Origin of the sequence: Actinoplanes sp. NPDC026623 (assembly GCF_040638275.1) — a bacterium.
Taxonomy (GTDB): Bacteria; Actinomycetota; Actinomycetes; order Mycobacteriales; family Micromonosporaceae; genus Actinoplanes.
This window is the reverse complement of sequence record NZ_JBEZXZ010000294.1, coordinates 1-7,799: the sequence shown is the minus strand read 5'-3', so window position 1 is coordinate 7,799 and position 7,799 is coordinate 1. Positions and strand designations below refer to the sequence as shown.

The 7,799-nt window shown below is 74.1% G+C and carries 4 protein-coding genes; 3 read left to right on the top strand and 1 reads right to left on the bottom strand.

Annotation, left to right across the window (positions count from 1 at the left end):
• Window positions 1-1,560, bottom strand: a 1,560-nt coding sequence (locus tag AB0F10_RS42555) for an ATP-binding protein (protein WP_360639419.1), incomplete at its 3' end; no start/stop codon positions are given.
• 576 nt (window positions 1,561-2,136) lie between these two features.
• Here AB0F10_RS42555 and AB0F10_RS42550 point away from each other — a divergent pair.
• The 3 genes from AB0F10_RS42550 to AB0F10_RS42540 all read left to right on the top strand — a co-directional run.
• Entirely contained in the window at window positions 2,137-3,453 is a 1,317-nt protein-coding gene (locus AB0F10_RS42550) for a hypothetical protein (RefSeq protein WP_360639416.1), read from the top strand.
• The gene (locus AB0F10_RS42545) at window positions 3,450-5,732 is read left to right on the top strand and encodes a CHAT domain-containing protein (protein ID WP_360639413.1); all 2,283 of its coding nucleotides are present in this window, start codon (window positions 3,450-3,452) and stop codon (window positions 5,730-5,732) included. The genes AB0F10_RS42550 and AB0F10_RS42545 overlap by 4 nt, the downstream gene beginning before the upstream one ends.
• The coding region (locus AB0F10_RS42540) for a hypothetical protein (RefSeq protein ID WP_360639410.1) at window positions 5,729-7,799 on the top strand (2,071 nt) is incomplete at its 3' end. The genes AB0F10_RS42545 and AB0F10_RS42540, both read left to right, overlap by 4 nt.

Here is a 7,799-nt window from a genome sequence, read left to right as displayed (position 1 = left end):
CTCGTCGGGCTCGGCCGCGTTGGCGTCGTCGACGATCCGCTCCAGCAGCGCCCGCGCGGTCGCGTCGTCGTCGCCGCGGCGCGCCAGCAGCGCCAGGCAGCGCCGGGCCCGCAGCGCGGCGACGGCGCAGGGTGCCGGGCCGGCCAGCACGGCCTCGGCGAGGTCGCGCGCGGACTCGGCGGCGCCCAGCTCGGCCCGGATCTCGGCGAGGGTGGCCAGCGCGAGGCTCTCGCCGCCCGGCTCGCGTTCCCGCACGTCGCGGGCCAGCTCGACGGCCCATCGGCCGGTGTTCAGCGCGCTCGTGAGGCTGCCGGCGGCGAGGTGTGCCATGGCGGCCAGGGTCGCCGCCCGGACGTCGGAGCCGTTGCGCTGCGCGGACCGGTGTTCGTAGCGCCGGACGAGCCGGGCCCGGTCCTGCGGTCTGCTGTCCTCCTCGAACTGTGCCCGCGCGAACTGGAGCACGTCGTCGCTGACCTCGAAGACCGGCACGCCGACGGAGTCGGAGCTGGTGCGGGACAGGAAGCCCGAGATGAGCAGCCGGTCGGCGATCCGGCTGGCCCGGGCGTCGTCGCCGTCGAACATCCCGGCGAGCATCCAGAGCGCGAAGGCCGGCTTGTTCAGCACCCCGATCAGGCGCAGGCCGAGTCGTTCGTCCTCGCCGAGCAGGCTGTAGCTGACCTGCAGCGCGGAGCCGATGTCCGCGCGCCCGGCGCCCGCGTCGTGCGGCCCGCGGCGCCCGGCGGCCAGCTCCGCGGCCGGGTCCTCGTAGATGCGGCGCAACGCGTCGACATCGGACGGCGAGCGGTTGGCGAGCTGCGTCGCCGTCAGCCGGATGGCGTTGGGGTGGCCGTGCATCGGCTCGACGATGCGCCGGCAGGTGTCGTCGTCGACGGTCCAGCCCGGGGGGAAGATGGCCCGCAGCAGCTCGACCGACTGCGCGACGGCCAGCGGTTCGAGGGGCAGGGCGTACCACTCCGGGCGCCGGGCCAGCGCCGGGTCCGAGGTGGTGACGAGGACGGCGCAGCGCGGGCCGGCCGGCAGCAGGCGCCGCACCACGCCGATGTCGTCCGCGTCGTCCAGGACGATGACGGCCTGGTAGCGCTGGGTGAGCCGGTGGTATTGCCGGACCCGCCCGGCCGTCGACGCCTCCACCGGGTCGCCCGGCTGCCGCAGTCCGGTGATGAACGCGCCGAGGGCGTCGTGCACGATCTCGTCGTCGCCGCGTTCGGCGCCGGTGGTGCCCCGCCGGCGGCTCAGGTCGGCGAAGAGCTTGCCGCCGGCGTACCGGCCGGCGAGGTCGGTCGCGACCACCGAGGCCAGGGTGGTCTTGCCGATGCCGTAGGGGCCGACGATGACGGCGACCGGCACGTCGAGCGGGTCCGGAGCGGTCAGGAATTCGGCGAGGCGGCGGCGCTCCTCGGCGCGGCCGACGAACGTCGGCGGGGCGGGCGCCACCTCCCACGGCACGAGATAGTCGCGGGGGCGCGCCGCCGCCGGGCGCCGCAGCCGGCCCGGAATGCGCTTGACCGCGGCCATCCGCGCGGTCAGGATTTCGCGCACCGGGCGATCCCGAATGATCCGCCCGAGCAGGAGAGAAAGGATGGGCGCCGACAGCGATACGGCGATCAGCCGCGAATAGTTCTCGGCACCCGTCGCGCGCAATAATGTTGTCGAAAAGCCGACGATCGCGAGCATTCCGGTGATCCACCTGAGCCACCGCGTTCTGGGGAGTACATGTTCGGCGATAAGTGAATTCGTCTCATGCTGTCCTCGACCCATGGTATTCCTCCAGCTCAGCCGGTCACCGATGCATAAGCGGCGGTGCCGTCTTGCGGGCTTTCATGATGACTCATACGTGCGGCACGTGGCTATAGTTCGCCCACCGCGGGTCGCCCGCATCATCGCCGAATGTCGATCGTTCTCCCCCGCGCCGGTCTGACCTGGCACTCAACCCACGCAGATGCAGTTGTCCACGACGGAACGGCGGCGGAGCCGATCCGGAACGATTACCACGATCGTGGAACTGTCAAGGGCGGGCCCGGGTTATCGCACAAGGCGCCCGTCCTTCCCCTGTCCGGGTGAACCTAATGTCGTCGGGTGCACCCGACGATGGCGACGGTCCGAATCGAGGAATCGATGGACGACTTGGATCTTCTCCGCGCCGAGTTCTCCGAATGGTTCGGCAGCGCCCGCACGATCGGAGTCCACGGCCAACATCAGACCCAGCTGCAATCGCTGGACGACGTGCTGCGGCCGGCGTGTGCGGAGATCCGCGATCAATTGCTGACCTGCGGCGACGACGGTTCCGTCGGCGACGCGTACGAGCAGTGCCGCCGGGCCGACCGGCAGATCACCCTGCTGCGCCGGCTGTGGCGCTGGTACGCCGACCGTTTCGACCAGCGCCACGACCGCGCCCTCGAGGACGCGCTGCGCGCCGCCGACGAGATCGTGTGGAGCAGCTGGCGCGAGATGTTCGGCCCCGCCGGGCGCCCGGACGGCCTCCCGCCCGCGCCGCTGGCCAACATCGCGCCCGTCGACGTGGCCACGGCGAGCCCGCGCACCGAGGTGCCGCAGGAGCTGCGGGCGCCCCGCGACCCGGTGCTGGCGAAGTGGACCGCCGCCATGCCGATCCCCACGATCACCTTGCCGTCGGTGGTGGTGCGCCGCCCGTGGTGGCTCATCGTGGCGGTGCACGAGTGCGGCCATCAGGCGCACGCCGAGGCGCTGCGCTCCGGGATCACCATGGACGCGAGCGGCCCGGCGCTGGCCGACGCGGCGGCCGCCGCCGGGGCCGGCGCGGACGAGCAGGAGTCCTGGTCGCTGTGGGCGGGCGAGCTCGCGGCCGACGCGTGGGCCGTCACCCTGTGCGGCACGGCCCCGATCTGGTCGGTGATGGAGCTGGAGCGCCGCTCGGATCACCTGCTGCTGGAGTCGCCGGGCCGGGCATACCCGCCGCCGCTGGTGCGCTGGGCGGTGGCGAACCTGGTCGCCGGCGGGCTGGGGCTGGGCGCGGCGGCGGACGAGCACCGCCGGCTCGCCGACTCCTCACCGTACGTCGCCCGCCTGCTGCGGCGCTCCCCGGCCGTCGCCGCGGCGCTGCTCGACACCCACATCGGCACGACGACCCTGCGGCAGGTGGGCGCCGGCACGCCGCGGTGGCAGAGCGAGGCGCTGCGGTGGCGTACGGCGCTGCCCGCGAAGGCCGCGCCGTTCCCGCAGACCCGGGTGGAGTCCGCCCGCCTCTGCGCGGCCGGCGGCGCCCTCGTCTGGCAGGAGGCCGCCGGGCGGCCGTCCGACGGCGTGGCGGCGCGGCGCAAGCGGCTGGCCGACCGGCTGCTCGAGGTGCTGCCGAAGTGCCGGCCGGACGGGCGCAGGCGGGCGGCGCCGGCGACCAAACGGGTGACCGCGGCGACCGAGCTGGTCCTGAACGATCTGCGGAGTGCCGGCTGGTGAGGATTCTCGTCGAGGCACTCCGGATGGAGCCGGCCGAGCAGCCCGGGTGGTCGGTACGCATCGAGACGCCCGCGGCGCGGTCGATACAGCGGTTCATGCCCGCGCACATCGACAGCGACAAGCGGTGGTGGCCGATGCTGACCGCCGACGACGTCAGCAGGGCGCAGGCCTTCATCAGGCTGACGGAGCGCATCCTCGCCGCCGGCGGCGAGGATGCCGACGACCCGGCGACCCAGCCGGTGACCGTGGCCGACACCCGGGGGTACGGCCGCTATCTGCTCACCGCGCTGTTCGGCGAGGGCACCTGGCGCACCGTGAACGAGTCCTGCGGGCAGTTCAAACTGCTCGAGCTGGCGCTGCGGTTCCCGGCCGAGGACGCCGACCTGCACCGGCACCTGTGGGAGATGGCGCACGACGACGGCGACCCCGGGACGTTCCTCGGTGTCGACATGAGCCGGCCCGTCGCCATCCTGCGGCAGACCGGGAACGCCGGCGGGCCGGCGGACCCGCTCGGCCCGGTGACCGACGTGCCGCGCATGCTGTTCGGCGTCGGCGTGGCCCTCAACGATCCCGAGGTCCGCGCCGGCACCGAGGTGATGGGCATCATCCGCGGCCACGAACGCCAGGGCAGCCTGCTCGACTTCCGGGTGCTTCCCGAGATGTCGCTGACCCAGCTGGAGGACGAGCACCGCCGCTTCGCGCCGCACATCGTCCACATCGTCGCCCACGGTGCCTGGCGGCCGGCTCCCGGCCAGAACACCATCGCGCTGCGCGCCGAGTCCGGCGAGGCCGGCGGCGAGACGGCCGGCCACGTCAACGGCCGGCAGCTGTCGGCCGCCCTGAACGATCCCCGGCCGCCGCGGCTGGTCATCCTCAGCGCCTGCGAGACCGGGAAGATCGACCTCGGCGGCGACGCGCTCGCCGCCGAGCTGGTCGACGAGGGCGTGCCGATCGTCGTCGCCATGACGGGCAGCATCTCCAACGTGGCGTGCCGGATCTTCGCGCGCGCGTTCGCGGAGGCGATCACCAACGGGGCGGCGCTGCCCGAGGCCACGGCGAAGGCGCGGATCCGGACCTTCAACGACCCGGGTCAGATCAACGCGGCGACGATCGACTGGGCGCTGCCCGCGATCTTCGTCGCGCCGCACGTCGAGGAGGGCTTCCGGGTCGTCGACACGACGCGGGTGAAGCTGCTGCGGACCATCATGTTCAAGCTCGGCCTCGTCCTCGCCCCGGTGTTCTGCGCCCGCGACGAGTTCTTCGCCATCCTGGGCCGGCTGCTCGACCCCGGCGACGAGCTGGCGGTGCTGCTCGCCGAGTCGACGCAGCAGCGGGGCTACCAGGTGGGCGGCTCGCGGCTGCTGCGCGAGCTCAGCGCCGCCACGCTGCGCGCCGGTCACGTGCCCTGCCACCTCGGGTCGTACCCGCCCGGCGTCACGCCCCGCAACGAGGCGGCGCTGGCCCTGGAGATCATCGGCGCGATCGCCCGGACCCGGGCGAGTCTCGAGCTGGACGCCTACTTCGTCAGCGACACCCTCGCCGGCATCGAGGACGAGCTCGGCGACTACCCGCAGAGCAACCGCAGCAAGACGCCGACGACGGAGATACGCGCGATCAAGCTGAGATCCAAGGTGCGGGACTTCGAGACCGAGTGGATCCCCGAGGAGATCGCCAACTGGCTGCGGGTGGACCTGCTCGCCCTGGCCCGCGAGGCCCGCGCGAAGCACCCCGGGCTGTTCCGCGACGACTGCCGGCCGGTCCTGCTGCTGGACGACGTGCACCTGCTGAACGACGGCCCCCGGTACCTGAACGTGCTGCTGACCTCGGAGGGCGTACGGGCGGCGCTGAACCCCGCGGAGAACCGCGACAAGATCGCGGTGGTGCTGTTCACCAAGGACACGCCGGAGCTGCCCGGCGGTGGCGAGCCGTGGTTCGCCGGCCCGCAACGGCACCTGCAGGGCGCGGCGACCGCCTCCGTGCTGACCTTTCCCGAGCTGGCCCGGCGCCGCAACAACCGGATCGACCTGCTCGCCTGGCGCTGGCTGCTGATGCACCCGGTGCCGGAGTTCGAGGACGGCCCGCAGCAGGTGCTGACGCTCAAACACGGCTGCGAGAGGCTGTTCGAGGAGAAGGTGGACGAGGCGACCAGGGACGCCAAGACGGTCTACTCGCCGGAGCTGCTGAGCAGGCTCGCCAGCAGGAGCGAACAGCTGCTCGCGGTCGCGGACGACGAGCTGGCCCTCGAGTCGTGGCCGGTCGGCGGCTGGGCCGAACCGTGAGCGACGCCCCCGGCACGGCCCCGGCGACCGGCCCGGCCGCCGGGCTCGACCAGGAGCCGATGCTGTGGCTGGCGCTGCCGCCGTACTGGACCGGGGAGGCGGCGCTGGCCGCCGGCTTCCCGGCGCCGCGCCTCGACCGGCCGCCCGGGCGGCGCACCGCCGAGGACCTGGTGGCGTTCGTGACGGCGTCCGCGCGGCAGGGCCGGGCCGAGCGCCGCGGCGTGCTCACCCCCGACGCGATGTGGACGGCCGAGTTCTGGTGCCCGCCGGCCCGGCGGCGCATCGAGCTCGAGGCGGCCGTCGGCCGCGCGGGCCGGCAGGCCGTCGTGTCCGAGGCCCGGTTCATCGCCGGGCTGCTGACCCGCCTCGACCTCGACCTGCCGCTGGCACCGGTGGTGCAGCACTGGGCGCGGCTGATGCTGGCCGACGACGCGGACCGCCCCGATCAGGGCTTCCTGAACACCGTCCGGCGGCTGTGCCGGGCCGGCCGGCGCGACGAGGCGCTCGAGCACATCGTCGCCGCTGAGGCGCTGGCGCCGATCGCCTCGGAGCCGATGCAGGAGGCCATCGAGGCCGCGCACCGGCTGGTGCACCTGGCCAACCGGCGCTCGCACGACCGCAAGACCCTGGAGAGCTACCAGCCGCGCCCGGAGTGGAGCGGCCGCCTGCGCCGGCTGCTCACCTCGCCGGGCTCCGAGCACTGGGCGATGCACCTGGTCGGGCTCGGCGGCACCGGCAAGACCTCGTTCGTGCGGTACGTCGCCTCCGGCGGTTTCGCCGCCGACTGCGCGCTCGCGGATCTCACCGTCGCCCGGGTCGACTTCGACCACCTGAGCCCCGCCTATCCGGCGCAGCGGCCGGTGCACCTGCTCGTGGAGCTCGCCGACGAGCTGGCGCAGGACGCCACCGCCGAGGGCGAGCGGGCCCTGGCCGCGTTCTACCAGTGGGCACGCCGGGCGAACGCCGCCGCGGCGGAGGGACGGGAGACCGCGGAGCCGGTGTCGAGGGCGGTCGAGGCGTTCGCCGCTCTGCTGCGTACGGTGCCCGGCCCGGCGCTGCTGATGCTGGACACCTGCGAGGAGCTGTCGAAGTTCGACCCCGCGGGAACCACGGACGCCGCGCTCGAGACCACCTTCGACCTGCTGGCGAGGGTGCACGCCGCGGTGCCGGCGCTGCGGGTGCTGCTGTCCGGCCGGCGGCCCCTGTCCCCCGCCGGGCCCGCCTGGCGCCGGCTGGAGACGATGCCGGCCCTCGGCTTCCACCACGCCGAGGCGATCGCCTTCCTGCGGCGCGGCCACCTCGGCACCGTCATGCCCCCCGACCTCGCCGACGCCGTGCTCGCCCTGTCGCCCGAGCTGGGCCGGCCGCGGCCCGGCGAGGTGCGGTTCAGCCCCTACGACCTGGCCCTCTACTGGCGCTGGTGGGCGGCGGAGAAGAGCATCACGGCGAGCGATCTGCGCCGCTCCGGAAAGGCCGCCTACGTCGAGGCGCGCATCGTGAACCGCCTGCACGGCTCGCTGACCGCGTGGCTGCCGGGCGTCGCCCTGCTCGGCCGGTTCGATCATCGGACCCTCGCGGGAGCGCTGCCGGAGCGGGCCGACGCCGCCGAGGTGGTGCACGAGCTGGCGCGGCAGGAATGGATCGACACCGACACGGATCCGGCCAGCCGGGCGCTCATCCTCGAGGTGGACGCGCCGCTGCGGGACCTGCTGCTGGAGTGGGCCAGAACCTGCGAGCCGGCCCTGCTCGAGTCCTCCCGCAAGGCGCTGGCCGGCGCGCTCGCCGACCGCACCGGATCGCTGCCGCTCGAACAGATCAGCACCGCGCACGTGCTCTCGGCGCTGCGGCTCGCCACCGTCGACGAGGCGGTGCTGCTGTGGGAGCGACTCGAGGCCCGCCTGTCCGACGCCCACGACTGGGCCTGGATGGCCCAGGTCTGCCCGCGGATCCTCGGCGCGGCGCGCGAGGGCCCCGACGCCGGCACCCGCCCGGACGTGCAGGAGGGCGTCGCCGGCAACAGCCTGCTCGTCGCCGCCGTCCGCGCCACGGCCATCGCGCTCGGGCGCC